The sequence below is a fragment of the Enterobacter sp. RIT637 genome (assembly GCF_019718755.1).
Lineage (GTDB): Bacteria > Pseudomonadota > Gammaproteobacteria > Enterobacterales > Enterobacteriaceae > Enterobacter.
This window is the reverse complement of the sequence record NZ_JAIHAZ010000204.1, coordinates 1-512: the sequence shown is the minus strand read 5'-3', so window position 1 is coordinate 512 and position 512 is coordinate 1. Positions and strand designations below refer to the sequence as shown.

The window sequence follows — 512 nt, the reverse complement described above, 5'->3', positions numbered from 1 at the left end:
GCATTTACCTGGTCACATTTGACCTGCGTCAGCTTCATGCCCTCCTCTACACGCTTGCCATCCACCAGCGTGGCGCCGCGGCAAATTGTCCAAATCCCGGAACCATCTTGATAGGCCGTCGTGCTGTTACCCTCTTTCTCATTCAGGAACTGATCGAGGATGACAGTTGCCGGTGCGCCAGCGAGAATCAGTCCCAGAACGGCAGCACTCAGCTTTGCTCTGTTTCCCATTAATCGCCCCTGGCGGCTTTACGCCGATCTTCTTTGATTTTGAAATAGAGGTTTGTCAGATACGTACGCAGGCCGAAGAGGAGACTCCCAAGCACGCCTATAGCAGCCCATTGAGATGGACTGACCTTATCAAGCACCTGGAACATCCAGAATCCGGCGTTTCCAGCTGATGCACCATAGGCAATGCCTGTTGTTAGTTTGTCCATTCGATACATGCTCTCACCTCACATAATTAGTGGGTGTCAAAAGTTTGATAGAAAGGTTAGAAATGTCATTCTTTAC

Annotated in this window: 2 protein-coding genes; both read right to left on the bottom strand. The window is 50.2% G+C overall.

Annotation, left to right across the window (positions count from 1 at the left end; all coding sequences use genetic code 11):
* On the bottom strand, positions 1-230 hold a 230-nt coding region (locus K5E19_RS24025; protein ID WP_409334616.1), incomplete at its 3' end, for a glycoside hydrolase family protein.
* Positions 230-445: a class II holin family protein gene (locus K5E19_RS24020; protein WP_221553406.1), complete on the bottom strand. Its 216-nt coding sequence runs from the start codon at positions 443-445 to the stop codon at positions 230-232. The genes K5E19_RS24020 and K5E19_RS24025, both read right to left, overlap by 1 nt.
* Positions 446-512 lie beyond the last annotated feature (67 nt).

Bases quoted from the DNA above. Each gene is read 5' to 3' on its own strand.
- K5E19_RS24020 (WP_221553406.1), bottom strand. From the start codon at position 445: ATGTATCGAATGGACAAACTAACAACAGGCATTGCCTATGGTGCATCA.